Here is a 13,246-nt window from a genome sequence, read left to right as displayed (position 1 = left end):
CCGACGTCGACTTCCTGGAGACCGACCTGTACGCCGCGGCGATGCGGCACGCCGACTGGGCCAGCGCCACCCGGGCGCGCCGGTTGTCGGCGGTGTGCACCTGGTACGGCTACCTGCTGCGCGCCGAGGCCGCGCAGCGCAACCCGTTCGACGGGATGGAGCCGCCAAGGTCCGCTCGAAGAGCACCTGGCATCTGACCGGCGGCCAATTGCAAGCGATGCTCAGCCACGCGCAGGCGTTCGAGAGCGTGCGACGCAGGCGCTCATCGCGACGCTCGTCGACACCGGCTGCCGCATCAGCGAACTGCTCACCCTCGCCGACTTCGGCTACAACGCGGGCGAGCGGGCGCTGAACCTGTAGGCCAACGGCGACCGGGTGCACCGGTCGTAATCGGCCGCCACACTGCTGACCTGTTGGACGCCTACCTGACCGGGCGCGGCGTCGGCCCGGGGCCCCTCTTCGGCACCCGTACCGTCCTGCCCTTGCGCCGCTCGTACATGCTGGAGCTGGTGCAGCGGCTGGCCGACGCGGCCGGCATCGAAGAGCCGCAGACACGGGACTGCACTCCATCCGACACAGCCTCGCCACCAACCTGGCCGAGCACCCGCCGCTGGAGGTCGGGCAGCGGCCTCTGGGCCAGGCCGACCCGCGCACCACCCGGCGCTACACCCCCGACGACGGCCTGCACCACGATCCAGCGCGGCACGCCGACCGGCGCATGACCGCAGCTCGGGCGAACGCCGACCAGCGCCCGGCCGCTGACGAGGATGAGCGCGTTGATCTGGCCCGGAGCAGCTGAAAACCAGCAAAGGCCATGCTCTTACGCCAGGAGGTGCTCAACGGCTCAGTGCACAACCATGACCGGACAGGGGGCACAGCGCATGAGCGTTTCGACTGCGCGGCCGAGTTCCGTAGGCCATCCGCCGCATCCGATCAGCACAAGGTCGGCATCATGCTCGGCAGCGGCATGGAGCAGCTCCGTCGCCGCCCGCACGCTCTGAAGTCCGCAGCCGGGCGACCCCCGCGGCCGTCACCCCGGCTCCCGCCAGCAGCAGCGCCCCGCCCGTGACAACCACGCTCGGCGCGTGGGCGATCCAGTACGAGCCGACCAGGGTGGCGGTGACCTCGACGGGGTCCTGTCGGCCGTCATGGTCGACGAACGAAAGCCGGGTGCGCGGGGTGGGTGCAGGGACCCAGGGCGCACCACCGGAACGGTGGGCGCGCAGCGCGTCCAGCCGGGCCCGGCGCTCATTCTCCGCGGCCGCCTTGATCTGGGCAGGGGTCATGCCGAAGCAGTGCCGTACGGTGCCGCCCTTGGCCGTACGCGTCTCGTGGCAGGAGACCCGGGTGAAGGTCTGCGTCTCCAGACCCGGCGCCCCGGTCCCGACGGCGGTCACCCCTCCTCCCGCGAGCAGCAGCAGCGCCCCTGCTCCGAGCCACAAGATCCCCGCGACCATGCTGGACCTTCCGGCCCCCTGCGCCGCCTCCATCAGGGTCACTCTGCGTCTCCCTTCAACGTGCCGTCCCCATCGTCGGGCTCGGGGCGACGTCGGGTACAAAGGCAGCCATGGAGAACGTCGTCGAGCACCGCTACGGCCCGGAGGACATGCGGCTGGTGCGAGCGTCCTTCCATACGCATCACTTCGTTCCTCATGCGCACAGCGAGTACGCCATCGCGGCGATCGAGCGTGGGGTGGAGGCTGTCCGCTACCGCGGCGCCACCGAGCACGCACCCGCGGGAAGCCTGCTGCTCCTCGACGCCGACACCATCCACGCCGGCCGTCCCGGCATCGCCGAGGGCTGGGACTACCGGGTCTTCTACCTGCCACCGGCACTGCTGTCGGAACTCGCCGGGCACCGGCCCACCTTTCCCGTACCGACTCCACACGACCCTAACCTGGCCGCTCGCCTGATCCGGCTGCACCGCCGCCCGGACCAGAACAGCCTGGCCGCGCAGGAGGAATTCGAAGCGCTGGCCACCGAGATCCTCACCCGCTACGCACGCCGCGCGATCACGGCGACGCCACCGATGACCGTCAGGAAGGTACAGCGGTACCTGGCCGCAGACCTTCAGCACACCCCGACCCTGGACGAGCTCGCGAATGTGGCGGGTCTCCCCCGGTTCCAGCTGCTGCGCGCCTTCCGCCGCGAAACCGGCGTCACTCCGCACGGCTACCTGCTCCAGCTACGACTGCGCTGCGCCCAGCAGCTCCTGACCGCCGGCTACGCCGTCACCCGCGCCGCCGCCGACAGCGGCTTTTACGACCAGGCGCATCTGCACCGCCACTTCCGCCGCACGTTCGCGGCCACCCCGGGGCGGTTCGCGCGCAACGACGTACAAGACCGGTACGGCTCGCCCCCCTAACGTCTCCGGCGTGAACGAGTACACCAGCCCCGAGTTCTCCAGCAGCGCTCTGCTCACCATCGACCTGCAACGCGACTTCGTCGCCGACATCGCCGGCACCAGCGAGGTACTGCCCGCGGTTCGGCGCTTGACGCACGCGTTTCGCCAGGCGGGGCGGCCCATCGTGCATATCGTGCGCTTGTACCTGCCCGACGGCAGCAACGCGGACCTGTGCCGGCGCACCCTGCGAGACAAGGTCAATCCGCACTCGCCGGGCTCCCAGCTCGCCGAGGGACTGGCGCCCGAAGGGAAGCTCGATCCTGAGCTGCTTCTGGCGGGACACGCGCAGGAGATCGGCCCGGACGAGCACATCCTGTACAAGCCCCGCTGGAGCGCCTTCTTCCGCACCCGGCTGCTGCAACACCTCGCCGAACGGGCGGTGAGCACGGTGGTCGTCGCCGGCTGCAACTACCCGAACTGCCCGCGTTCCACGCTCGTCGACGCCACCGAACGTGATCTACGCACCGTCGCGGTGCGCGACGCACTCTCCGGCTGGACCGCCGACGCGGATCGCGAGCTGCCCGGCATGGGCATCGCCTGCCTGGACACGAACGAGATCATTCCAGCGCTGCGGTCGCACGCGGCTTCCTCGATCGACGGGCTTGCTGCCGACCACCGGGGCAGGTGCGCTTCATAGCGAGGGGGAACGAGGTCAGCCCGCGGCTGCCCCCGCGCCACCTTGTTGGATGAGGTGCTGGGCGAGGTGTCTCTGACTTCATCCCGCATCCCGCCTTCGCGGTCGTCCCGTCCCGGGTGGGGGCAGGATCTGGCGAAGCGGCACACCCGGTTTGAGATGCCCTGGCGGCCATCTGACCGGGCAAACCGCTGAAAGAGCGCATCGAAATCGGGCGAGACAACGGATGCTGCTGAAGCGGGCCGCTACTCCGGGGATCAAGCACAACCCCCTGGTGGGGCCGGCGCGGATGAGGTTGTTAGCGCCGCCCGGCGGGGCCGCGTCGAGGACGACGGTGGTGCTTGCCCGGTAGGGGCCGGCCGCCGCCGCTGATGACGTACGGCGCACCGGGCGTTCTGTTGGCGTGGACCGTGATCACTGGGCTGGCGACGACGTGGCGGGCGCAGCACCGCCTGCTGTGGCGAGAGCCCTAGGTGCAAGCGCCACCGATCACCGCAAACTGGGTCCACCGCGGCCTCGGCCAACTGGGCGAGCAGGCGGGTGAGGGCGTCGCCGTCTCGGCGGGTGATGCGGCACGGGCGCATCGTCGAGCAGGGAACGGTCACTCCATGCTCGCCCGGCCCGCCCGCGACTAACACCAGGACGCTGCTCGTCTCCACGCTCGAGGGCGCGCCGCTCCGCCACCCTCTCGGAGCCGGCCATGAGTGACCAGGTGCTCGCCGTCCAGGACGTCTGCGTCGACTACCCCCAGCGGGGCTTCGGCAAGCCGCCCTTCCGCGCCTCACCGGCGCGAGCCTCGACATCGCCCCCGGCGATTGCTTCGGCCTGGTCGGAGAGTCCGGCTCGGGCAAGACCACCCTGGGACGCGCCATCCTCGGGCTGGTCAGGCCGACGTCGGGACGCATCCTCTTCCAGGGCGAGGAGATCGGCCACCTGAGCAAGAGCGCCCGGCGCGCGCTGAGCTCGCAGATCCAGGTGGTGTTCCAGGATCCCTACACCTCGCTCAACCCCGCGATGACGGTCGAGAGCACCCTCGGAGAGCCGCTGCTCGCCGCCGGCCGCAAACCGGCGGAGGTACGCGGCCGCATCACCCGGCTCCTCGACGACGTCGGCCTGCCCATCGGCTCCGGCGGCCGAATGCCGCGTGAGTTCAGCGGCGGCCAGCGGCAGCGGGTCGCCCGCGCCCTGGCCCTGGATCCGGCCCTGATCGTGTGCGACGAACCGGTCGGCGCGCTCGACCTGTCCACCCAGGCGACGATCCTCGACCTCCTCGTCCGGGTCCAGGAGACGAGCGGCGTGGCCTACCTGTACGTCACCCATGACCTGTCCGTGGTACGCCACGTGAGTCACCGGGTCGCGGTCATGCGCAAGGGAGAGATCATCGGTGCGCCGGATCACGGACGACCCCAGCCATCCCTGCACGCGGCAGCTTCTGCTGTCCGCTCCGGTGCCGGATCCAGTACGGCAGGCCCAGCGCCGGTCGGAGCGCGCCAGGCTCCTCAGCGAGGCGCCGTGACGACGACACCCGGCTTCTGCTCCCTCGCCCGCGACACCCCGCCCGTGCCGGTGCCCGCTCCACGACTGCGGCGTTCCGGGGTCCGCCACGAGCTGGTGACTCCAGTTCCCGATAGGCAGCGACGACCAAGAGGGCTCCCCCAGCGACGGCGAAGGCCAGGTGCGTGCGGTACGGCTGAGCGCCTTCCAGATCGACCGGTACGCGGTCAGCAACCGGCAGTTCGCCGAGTTCGTGGCGGACACCGGTTACCTCACCCAGGCCGAGACCTTCGGCTGGTCCTACGTCTTCGCTCCTTTGCTGCGCCCGGAGCTGCGCCGAGGCGTGCCCCGGCCGTCCTCCGCGCCGTGGGGGTGCGGCGTGACAGGCGCCTCCTGGCGGTCACCGGAAGGGCCGGGCAGCGACGTGCGAGACCGCGACGACCACCCCGCCGTCCACGTCTCCTGGCATGACGCCGTCGCCTACTGCACCTGGGCAGGCGGGCGGCTGCCCACCGAGGCGGAGTGGGAGTATGCGGCGCGTGGCGGGCTGGAACGAGCACGCTACCCGTGGGGCGAGCAGCTGACCCTCGGCGGCGAGCACCGGTGCACCATCTGGCAGGGCCGGTTCCCCATCTGGAACACCGGTGAAGACGGATTCTTGAGCACCGCACCCGTGCACGCTTTCCCGCCCAGCGGGTACGGGCTGCACAACATGGCCGGCAACGTGTGGGAATGGTGCAGCGACTGGTGGACCGCCGAGCATGACATCACCTTCGTGCCAACCGACCCCGCAGGTCCGGCCAGCGGTGACGCACGGGTCACCCGCGGCGGGTCCTACCTGTGCCACCGCAGCTACTGCAACCGCTACCGCGTCGCGCACCCGAAACACGCCGGATTCCTCCAGCGGCAACACCGGCTTCCGCTTCGCGCGCACGCCGCCGGCGCACGGGCCGCTGACAAGGTGAGCGGTGAGCCGCGGTAGCACCTGACGGCTGGCCCACCTCGGTTGCCGGGCCAGAGCCCTCGAGTCAGGCCCTCGACCGTGCGCAGCGCGCTGCACCCCAGTCGTATGCCATCGCCCCGCCTCTGCAGGTACTTCAGTGCGCCTTCCGCGGCTGCTACAGGCACCCCAGTGAGACCGTCTCTCTGGCCTGATGGGGCAAGCTGGCCGTCCGTTACGAGGCCAGCTTGCTCCTTGGGTGTCCTCGGCGACCGGCTATGCCCCGGTCGCCGGGTCGTCCGTCAGCCGTCGCAGGGGGCGGTCCACGGGGAGACCCAGACGGCGGAGATGACCTCGACGGGGCCGCCGCCCGGGACGACGATGTTCTTCTTCTCGCCCTGGTGGATGCACTGGACCCCGCGGTGGACCTCGCCGCCAGCCCTGTAGTCGTAGGTGAGCTTGATGTGGTCCCAGCCGCCCGGCGATCCGTTGTTGAAGATCGAACGGACGCCGCTGTGGCGGCCGAGGTTGCCCTCGGACTCCCTGGCGGGCGATCCTCCGCCGTTGGTGTTGTAGTAGGTGCAGACGTTCTTGTAACCGCAGTCACTCCATGCGGACGCCTTGGCTGCGGCCGGCAGGGAGGTGGAGAGGAGGGCGACGGCCGCTGCGGCGACGGCGACGGAGGTGGAGACCAGCATTCGCTTCATACGACCGCACGCTAGGCCGGGGCGCTTTGGATCCGCTTTTCAAAGCCTTTCGGCCAAGCCGCTTGGCGTCGCCGTACACCGAACGTCCGGTCGTGGCGGTCACCAGCCGACTGGAGCCCGCGATGAAGGGGCCGGACGCTCGGCTCCGCTCCGTGCGCGGAGTGGAGGACGTTTCTCGGGCGGAGTTTCAGGGCCAAGGGGCGGGTGTGCGACCCGCCCCACTACCCCGTTCACTGCTGGATGTGGCGCAGCTCGCGGGCCGCCCGGACGGCAGGCCGCTGCGGCGCGCACCCACGATGCCGCCTTCCCGCCCCATACCGCCTCGCCCGCGGCCGGCTCGGCCAGCACGCGTGATCCTGGCGAACCTATGCTGCCGCGCGAAATCACCCGACGAAACGCCATGAACCTGTCGCGCCGCATGGCCGGATCCCTGATCAGCGTGCGGTGGCAAGCCACCGGCTGACCGCGGCCATCGCCGTCCCCTCACTGTCCGCGTCGATGCGGGCGGCGAGGTCGGCGATCGTGACGTGGCGTAGGGCATCCGCCCAGGCCTCCTCGGCCGCGGCCATGGCGCGGGCGATCGCGCACGGCCGCTGGCATCGCTCGGCCGGAAGGGCGAGGGGGCCTCGCTGCCGGATCTCGGTGCACCGGTAGGCGGGCTCTTCGCCGTCGATGGCCCGCACCACCTCGAGCGCCGAGATCTGGTCCGCGGGCCGAGTCAGCTCATATCCGCCTACCTGTCCGGCCGTGGAGTGCACGATGCCGGCGCGCGAGAGCGCCTGCAGGTGCTTGGCCAGGTACGCGGGAGGGGTGCCGTGCAGTTCGGCGAGCCGGGCCGCAGGAACGGGCTCGCGGCTTTGGCTGAGGGTGACGCAGCTGTGCAGCGCCCACTCCACCCCGTTGGACAGCTTCATGGCCGCCAGCGTACTCAACTCGGACATCTTTTGTCCGAGCTGTGATAGAACTCGGATAGAAACTGTCCGAGATCATTGGAGTGTCATGAGGTTGATCGAGTCGCCACCCGGTAAGCAGGTGCTCGGGCTGGCAGGACTGGCGATGTTCGTGGCGGCGGCCAACCTGCGGCCGGCGATCGCCGCGGTCTCGCCCCTGGTGGACCGCATCCGCGCCGACCTGGACATGACAGCCACCGGGGTGGCTCTACTGACGACCGTTCCCACGCTGGCCATGGGGTTGTGCGCACCTCTGGCCGCCATGGCGGGCCGCCGGTTCGGGCTCCATCGCGGAGTACTGCTCGGCCTGGTCGTCATCACCGTGGCCACCGCCGCCCGCCTCGTCGGTGGATCCACCTGGCTGCAACTGAGCTGCGCGGCGGTTGTCGGGGCCGGCATCGCCATCGCGCAGACGCTGCTGCCCGCTGTCGTCAAGAGCCGCTTCGCCGACCGGGCGGGCCTGGCCACCGGCGTCTACACGGCAGGGCTCGGCGCGGGCGGCGCCGTCGCGGCCGGCGTCAGCGCGCCGCTGGCCGACTTCCTCGGCTCCTGGCCCGGGGCACTGGCTTCCTGGTCGGTGCTCGCGTTGGCCGGAGTGGCGGCGTGGACGGCGTCCCGGCGCTCCCTGGCCCTGGACCGGGCGGCCGCCCCCGCCGGCCCGCTCACCACGGGGCTGCCCTGGCGCAGCGGGGTGGCCTGGCGGGTGACCGCGCTGTCGGCGGCCAACTCCGCCCTCTACTACTGCGAGCTGGCCTGGGTCGTGCCCCTGCTCCAGGAGAGCGGGCTCGGCACCGGGGCCGGAATGCTGCTCACCGCGATGATCTGCATCCAGGTGGTCGCGATGCTCGCCGTACCGGCCCTGCTAGGCGAACGGCGCGACCTGCGCGTGGGGCTGACCCTGACGGCGGCGCTGACGGCGCTCGGCTTCACCGGCCTGGCCCTCGCGCCCGCCACGGCGACGTGGCTGTGGATCCTCGCCTTGGGCGTCGGGCACGGCGGCCTGTTCACCCTGGTTCTGACCGTGCCGGTAGCGGTCAGCCGCGACTCCGCCGAGGCGGGCAGGATCAGCGCGATGGCCTTCTTCGTCGGGTACGGCTGCGCCGCGCTGGTTCCCATGCTGGTGGGCATCCTGCGCGACGCCACGACCGATTTCCGCCTCGCCTTCCTGCTCCTGGCCGCGGCGGCCGCACTGACCATCGTGCCCGTCACGCGGCTCCGAAGAGGGGTTGCGCGCTCATGACCGCCCGGGCCAGCGGGAGGCCGGAGTGAGCCGCCCCCGCGCTCTTCACGTTCGACGGCGATCAGCGGTGTAGCGCCAGAACTTCTCCCCGAAGGACGGCACGCAGCCGTTCGTACGTCGGAGCCAATCGGCGCAGGCCGGCCGCGAGCGCCACGTCGTCGCCCGACACGAGCGGCCCCTGCAGGCCACCGACGATACGGGCCTGCTCCCCGGCAACGGCCGCGCCCGCGTCGAGGCCGAGGAGCGACAGGCAGGCCGCCAGGTCGTCGAGGCGGCGAGCGCCCACCCGCACCGCGAACGCCTGCCACAGCATCCTGACCTCCGGATCCAGCCCTTCCTCCACCAGTTCGGCCGTGCGCTCGGCGGCCTCGGCCTGCCCGAGCGTGCCGGGCGGGACCTCCACATCCGTCCGGCCGGCCAGCCAGGCCAGCCCGGCGGGCAGGGAACGCCGCAACGCCTCCTCCGAGCTGACCTGCTCGCGCCGGGTGAACCCGTACCGCATCCGGAACGGCCGCTCCAGATAAGAGATCAACTCCCCGCGCCACGCCTCGCCGAAGGCGCCGACCGGCAGCGTGGCGTAGGGGTAACCCTGCGGATCATGCACGAGCACGGTGTCGTCGCCCACTTCCAGCACCACCACGTAATGGTCGGCGCCCACCGCCTTGCCCGACCCCGGCTGGTACGACAGCAACCCAAGCTCAAGAGGCCCGGCCAGCACCGGACCGTCCTGACAGGCCCGGCGCAGCCGGTCGAGCGCCACCGCCACCGTCCCGCCATCGACGCGCTCGCATTCCCACCCGAGCAGACCGATCGCCGCGTCGAGCCCGATCTCCGGGTCCCAGCCGAACGCGTCGAACAACGGCAGACGCCCGCCGATCAGCTGCAACCCGTACGGAGAGCCCGTCAGGACCTCGATCACAGCCGGAGACGGCGCCTCACCACCGAGGATCATCGCGAGGGAGTTGGCGTAGCAGTACGGCCCGGAGCCGACATAGGTGACAGACATGCCCCGCACCGTGCCGCCTGCCACGGTGTCAGGGTCAAACCCGACTGCGTCTGCCTCGAAGTCCTCGTTTCGAGCGCCACTGCTTTTGGAGCTCCTACGCGCGCGTCATTCAGGCGACTTGAGGCTGGTCGGCCTCGCAGACCGGCAGGCGCTTCAGCAAGTCCATGATCTCCAGGATTCGCCTGTGCCAGCCGCGGAGACGACCGCCGCGCTGCTGCTGGGCGACGAGCACGGAAAGTTCTACAACGAAAGTCGCGCCCATCAAGCCCTCGACCAGGCGGCTCCGCTCCGCGCCACCCCCGAACCGATCACCGAACCAGCGCGCATCATCGACCTGAACATCCGCCGACACGACCGGCTCGGAGGGTAATCACACGCTGCTCGAACTGCCCGGACGTAATTTCCGGCAGGCGCAGAGCCCCCGCCCCCACCACTCCCCCTGCTGGTCGCCCATCGCCATCACGCTCTTGTGGCGCTGGAGGTGAAGGTTGCCCAGCCACCATGGAGCTCGGCGACCAGGCCGCGATCGTCATGCGCCGGGTCAAGGACGGCGAGCCGGTCTTCTACACCTTCGTCTGGCGACTGCGCGACGGCCGTCCGACGACGATCCTGCGCGAACTCACCTTCGGCCGCGCTCTCGGCCCCCTGCTGAGCCTGACCGGGAGCGCCTCGGTGTGGCAGGCTGGCCGCATGCGCGTACTGATCGTCGGGGGCGGCACTCGCGGGGACGTCGCGCCCTACACGGGCCTCGGCGCCCGCTTACGCGAGGCGGGCCACGAGGTGGCGATCGCGGCCCACGCACCCCAGGCCGGCCTGGTCACCGGCGCCGGTCTGGCCCACGTGCCGCTGCCCGGAGACCCACTCGCCGCCCTGACCAGCGGCTCTTTCAAAGCTTTCCGTGAGTACGGCGGGCAGCTCGTCGAGGGCCTCGCCTCCCTCACCGAGCAGAAGACCGACCTGTTCCTGCTCGGCATCGCCGGCGCCCCCGCCTTTCATGTCGCCGAGGCGATGGGCGTGCCGTCCATGGGCGTGCCGTCCATGGGCGTGCACCTGCAACCCATGGAACCGACGGGCGAGTTCCCGCCGGTCGTGAGCCCAGTGCGCCGCTCGCTCGGCCGCTGGGGCAACCGCCGGGCGGCGCGCCTGGCGTTCGAGGTTCCTGCGGCCGGGCCGCTGCTGTCCGGCTTGAGCGCCCGGATGCGAAAGCGGCTCGGGCTTCCCGCCGCCTCCGCTCGCGCTCTCTACCGGCACAGGGAGAGCACGCATTGGCCGGTCTTCCACGGCTTCAGCCCGCTCGTCGTGCCCCGGCCGAGCGACTGGCGGCCCCGGCTTGAGGTCACCGGCTACTGGTGGCCGGTCCGCCCGGGAGGCTGGCAGCCGGACCGTGTGCTCACGGACTTCCTGGACGCGGGCCCGAAGCCGGTGTTCGTCGGCTTCGGCAGTCTGGCGGGCACCGGGGCCGAGCCGTACACCGAGCTGGTCGTGGAGGCCTTGCGGCGGGCGGGGCTGCGCGGAGTGGTGCAGACCGGCAGGGAAGGGCCGATCACCGACGAGGTGCTGGGCGTCGGCGACGTCCCGCACGACTGGCTGTTCCCCCGGGTGGCGGCGGTCGCCCACCACTGCGGCGGCGGCACGACGGGCGCCGTGGCGCGGGCGGGCGTTCCGGCCGTGGCGGTGCCGGTCATGAACGACCAGCCGTTCTGGGCGTCGCGGCTCGCCGCGCTCGGGGTGGCGCCGCCGCCGATCCCGTTCCGCCGGCTGGCGCCCGCCCGGCTCGCCGACGCGCTCACCACCGCGCTCACCGAACCTCGCTTCCGTCAACGGGCCGAGGCACTGGCCGCGGGAGTCGCGGGCGAGGACGGCGCCGCGCCCGTCCTCACGGCGGTCAGCCGCCTTCGCGGCGCCCGCTGACCGCGCACCCCGAGCACCACACCCACGGCGACGAGCGGCAGCGCGGAGGGGTTCGCCGAGTGGTTCAACGCCGAGTCCGCGCTCGTGGATTCGGACGCGATGCTGGCAGCTTGTCCTGATCACTACTTCATCGGCGAAGATGATCGGGGCCGTCAGAAGGTCGTCGAGACCACCGGCGGTTCACCGTTGCCCAGCGAGTTCTTCATCGACTACAAGGACCTCTCCTCGCTGGTGACGCCCGCCTCCGTCGACTACCCGACCCAGATCGCCGGCGTGGCGCGCACCGAGGCCGGACTCCCGATCGGGGGTGTGCGCCCCCAGTTCCGGAACCTGCCGGAAGGCGGCTTCGAGGCCTGGAACACGGTGGAGCCCTGCTAACGAGACTTTCCCTGCGTATGCTCTTCCTGCCCAGTGGCGGGGGATCTTCGAGCCATCGCCGAGTTTGGCCAGCCTGCGGCGCGAGCGTGAGGTCGCGCGGGTCGAGACCCCTGTCGATCGCACAGGCGAGCACGGCGATGCGCTGATCGTGCGAGGAGCGGCCGGATCGGCAAGTCCACGCTTCTTGAGGAAGTGAACGAGACCACGGATCCACCAGGGCAGCCAGCGCCGGTAGACCGGGCCCTTGGTCTTGAACTCGTGCACCAGCTCGCGCAGCGTCTGCTCGCCACCCCGCACGGTGGGGATGACCACGTCGCGCACCGTGGCGTCCGGCGTGGCCAGCGAGGCGTCGGCGATGGTGAACCGGTGATTCTCCTCGCCTGAGACCCGCTTGAAGGCGTTGATGAGCTCCCTCGGTGACCTTGCGTTCGGCCCGAGCGCCACACCCGGTGGAGGCCCGGCGCTCGGGTCCGTGTCACCAGACGCGAAGTAGCTGTAAGTAACCGGGAGCTCCTGGGCGGGCTGACATGAGAGCCGTCAGCAAGCAACGCGACCTGGAGAAACGCGTGCCCGCCGTCGTCACCAGGACAGCGAGCGCCGGACTCATCCCCGAATGCCCGGGTCGGGAGCCGCAGCCGTCACCCGCTGTGTTCTGCGGCAACGCCCTACTCTGTCCCTGGTGGCACCGACCCGAGCACCCGGCCTCTGGGGAGGGGGGAGGACCCAGGGGTGCCGGTGTGCGGGCTGGGCGGTTAGATGGCGCGGGTGAAGGTGAAGCGGGTGAACTCGCGGTAGCCGTTCTGGGTCTGGTAGATCGCCAGCCACGAACCTCTATCAGTGATTACGTTGGTGACTTTGAAGGGGGTGTTGGCCACCCCGATGTGCCAGGTTCCGTTTGGGGCGGGGGTGAGTGTCCAGCGTGTGGAGCAGGCTCGCCAGTCGGTGAGCTTGATGTCGTTGCCGCGGACGCACCAGGCGCCGTACCCAGGCGATTGCCTGATGCGGTAGTTCTCGCCGTCCTTGTCGAACACCCAGGCTGTTCCGCTGTCGCCGGTGTTGTTTGTGAGCAGGACATAGTCCGAGCCCAGCCAGCTCTCGTAGGTGGTGCCGTGCGTTCCGTAGCGGGTGTGGGCGTGCAGGTAGTAGGAGTCGCCGGGGATGATCGGGTCGGCTGCGGCGTCGGCGGGCAGCGGCAGCGCGAGCAGGGTCAGGCAGGCCGTGGCGGCGGTGCGGCCCAGTAGCCGACGGCGCAGGGAGGGTCGTGTGGTCATGGCAGAGTGGTTCCTTTCGCTGTCACGCCCCCGGGAAGGGGGCCTGGGGACCGCTGCATGAATGATCTGGATCACCACGGTCAACACTGACAGTAGTCGTTTAGTTACTCTAAGTTACTTACGTTGTGGCGATCTATCCCCCACCGAAGCCGAAATTGAACCGTGAGCAACTGCCGCCGCACCCACTGATCATGACCGGCGCAGAAGCCCCAGGTCGCTACCGCTAATGGCGCCGAAGAGGTGATCATGACAACAGACAACACGGGCAGCCGGGCGGCGCGGATCAGGTCCGGCGGCTGGGACCGCAGGGC

General features: G+C 70.7%; 14 protein-coding genes and 1 pseudogene. 9 read left to right on the top strand and 6 right to left on the bottom strand.

Annotation, left to right across the window (positions count from 1 at the left end):
* Positions 1–197, top strand: a 197-nt coding sequence (locus AB0I67_RS39785; RefSeq protein WP_357935332.1) for a hypothetical protein, incomplete at its 5' end; no start/stop codon positions are given.
* Positions 198–844: 647 nt separating this feature from the next.
* On the opposite strand, the gene AB0I67_RS39780 is transcribed toward AB0I67_RS39785, so the two are convergent.
* The gene (locus AB0I67_RS39780) at positions 845–940 is read right to left on the bottom strand and encodes a hypothetical protein (protein WP_357935329.1); all 96 of its coding nucleotides are present in this window, start codon (positions 938–940) and stop codon (positions 845–847) included.
* 10 nt (positions 941–950) lie between these two features.
* Positions 951–1,499, bottom strand: coding sequence for a hypothetical protein (locus AB0I67_RS39775; RefSeq protein ID WP_357935326.1), 549 nt, complete (start codon positions 1,497–1,499; stop codon positions 951–953).
* Positions 1,500–1,567: 68 nt separating this feature from the next.
* On the opposite strand from AB0I67_RS39775, the gene AB0I67_RS39770 reads away from it, so the two are divergent.
* The 4 genes and pseudogenes from AB0I67_RS39770 (at position 1,568) to AB0I67_RS39755 (ending at position 5,514) form a co-directional block, all read left to right on the top strand.
* Positions 1,568–2,365: an AraC family transcriptional regulator gene (locus AB0I67_RS39770; protein ID WP_357935322.1), complete on the top strand. Its 798-nt coding sequence runs from the start codon at positions 1,568–1,570 to the stop codon at positions 2,363–2,365.
* 10 nt (positions 2,366–2,375) lie between these two features.
* Entirely contained in the window at positions 2,376–3,041 is a 666-nt protein-coding gene (locus AB0I67_RS39765; protein ID WP_357935319.1) for an isochorismatase family cysteine hydrolase, read from the top strand.
* A 729-nt stretch (positions 3,042–3,770) separates the two neighbouring features.
* Positions 3,771–4,205, top strand: a pseudogene (locus AB0I67_RS39760) (ATP-binding cassette domain-containing protein); the annotation flags it as partial.
* Positions 4,206–4,713: 508 nt separating this feature from the next.
* Positions 4,714–5,514 carry a formylglycine-generating enzyme family protein gene (locus AB0I67_RS39755; RefSeq protein WP_357935317.1) on the top strand — a complete coding sequence of 267 codons (801 nt, stop codon included), beginning with the start codon at positions 4,714–4,716 and terminating at the stop codon, positions 5,512–5,514.
* A gap of 260 nt (positions 5,515–5,774) precedes the next feature.
* On the opposite strand, the gene AB0I67_RS39750 is transcribed toward AB0I67_RS39755, so the two are convergent.
* Together AB0I67_RS39750 and AB0I67_RS39745 are read right to left on the bottom strand one after the other, a co-directional pair.
* Positions 5,775–6,179 carry a peptidase inhibitor family I36 protein gene (locus AB0I67_RS39750; RefSeq protein WP_357935314.1) on the bottom strand — a complete coding sequence of 135 codons (405 nt, stop codon included), beginning with the start codon at positions 6,177–6,179 and terminating at the stop codon, positions 5,775–5,777.
* A gap of 434 nt (positions 6,180–6,613) precedes the next feature.
* Positions 6,614–7,093 (bottom strand): Rrf2 family transcriptional regulator, encoded by a 480-nt coding sequence (locus AB0I67_RS39745; RefSeq protein ID WP_357935312.1) that lies wholly within the window; start codon positions 7,091–7,093, stop codon positions 6,614–6,616.
* Between the two features lie 85 nt (positions 7,094–7,178).
* Here AB0I67_RS39745 and AB0I67_RS39740 point away from each other — a divergent pair, with 85 nt between their 5' ends.
* Positions 7,179–8,369, top strand: coding sequence for an MFS transporter (locus AB0I67_RS39740; protein ID WP_357935309.1), 1,191 nt, complete (start codon positions 7,179–7,181; stop codon positions 8,367–8,369).
* Between the two features lie 61 nt (positions 8,370–8,430).
* Here AB0I67_RS39740 and AB0I67_RS39735 read toward each other — a convergent pair whose 3' ends face one another.
* The gene (locus AB0I67_RS39735; RefSeq protein ID WP_357935306.1) at positions 8,431–9,399 is read right to left on the bottom strand and encodes a hypothetical protein; all 969 of its coding nucleotides are present in this window, start codon (positions 9,397–9,399) and stop codon (positions 8,431–8,433) included.
* Positions 9,400–9,559: 160 nt separating this feature from the next.
* Here AB0I67_RS39735 and AB0I67_RS39730 point away from each other — a divergent pair, with 160 nt between their 5' ends.
* From AB0I67_RS39730 to AB0I67_RS39720, 3 genes are all read left to right on the top strand, one after another.
* Positions 9,560–9,745 carry a hypothetical protein gene (locus tag AB0I67_RS39730; RefSeq protein ID WP_357935304.1) on the top strand — a complete coding sequence of 62 codons (186 nt, stop codon included), beginning with the start codon at positions 9,560–9,562 and terminating at the stop codon, positions 9,743–9,745.
* A gap of 131 nt (positions 9,746–9,876) precedes the next feature.
* The gene (locus AB0I67_RS39725; RefSeq protein ID WP_357935302.1) at positions 9,877–11,286 is read left to right on the top strand and encodes a glycosyltransferase; all 1,410 of its coding nucleotides are present in this window, start codon (positions 9,877–9,879) and stop codon (positions 11,284–11,286) included.
* An 84-nt stretch (positions 11,287–11,370) separates the two neighbouring features.
* Positions 11,371–11,664, top strand: coding sequence for a hypothetical protein (locus AB0I67_RS39720; RefSeq protein WP_357935299.1), 294 nt, complete (start codon positions 11,371–11,373; stop codon positions 11,662–11,664).
* 752 nt (positions 11,665–12,416) lie between these two features.
* Here AB0I67_RS39720 and AB0I67_RS39715 read toward each other — a convergent pair.
* The gene (locus tag AB0I67_RS39715) at positions 12,417–12,935 is read right to left on the bottom strand and encodes a hypothetical protein (protein ID WP_357935296.1); all 519 of its coding nucleotides are present in this window, start codon (positions 12,933–12,935) and stop codon (positions 12,417–12,419) included.
* Positions 12,936–13,246 lie beyond the last annotated feature (311 nt).

It is taken from the genome of Nonomuraea sp. NPDC050310, from assembly GCF_040655795.1.
Lineage (GTDB): Bacteria > Actinomycetota > Actinomycetes > Streptosporangiales > Streptosporangiaceae > Nonomuraea.
This window is presented reverse-complemented; position numbering and strand designations above follow the sequence as displayed.